Genomic DNA, 458 nt, shown 5'->3' with positions numbered 1-458 from the left:
ATCCGAAGTTTGAGCGTGGATGGCACGCAACCGTTCAACGCACACATATGATCAATCCGTAAATCGAATGTTGGGGGAAACACTTGAATCACTCTGCCCTGGGCCGCGTCTCCGTTCTGGCCGTTGTCGCTGTCGTCGCTCTGACCTCCTGTGCTTCTCCGGCAGCCAGTGAAACTCAGCCGTCCAGTCCGGCTGCTGCAGAAGAATCCTCCCGCTCCCAGTTCCAGCTGCAATGCTACGGCGACGGAGCGGACGATACCGCTTACTCCTCTCTGGAAGAGCTGTGGGCCGATGAGCTGGACGGCATGCTCATCTGCCATCCAGAGGCAAAGAATGGTGACGTCCGGTTGACAGCAGCTGATCTTGAAGCGGCGGCTGCGGCTGACCCTCAGAAAATCTGGCGGGACGACATGGCCCGCTTCGAGAGGGTGCTGCAGGCCTGCGCCACCTTCAGCGAG

1 protein-coding gene is annotated in these 458 nt (G+C 59.6%); it reads left to right on the top strand.

Features of this window, described 5'->3' with window-relative positions; all coding sequences use genetic code 11:
* Positions 1-83: 83 nt before the first annotated feature.
* The coding region (locus AC5RVV_RS18090) for a hypothetical protein (protein ID WP_494002723.1) at positions 84-458 on the top strand (375 nt) is incomplete at its 3' end.

It is taken from the genome of Arthrobacter sp. MDT2-34-1 (assembly GCF_059091365.1).
This window is presented reverse-complemented; position numbering and strand designations above follow the sequence as displayed.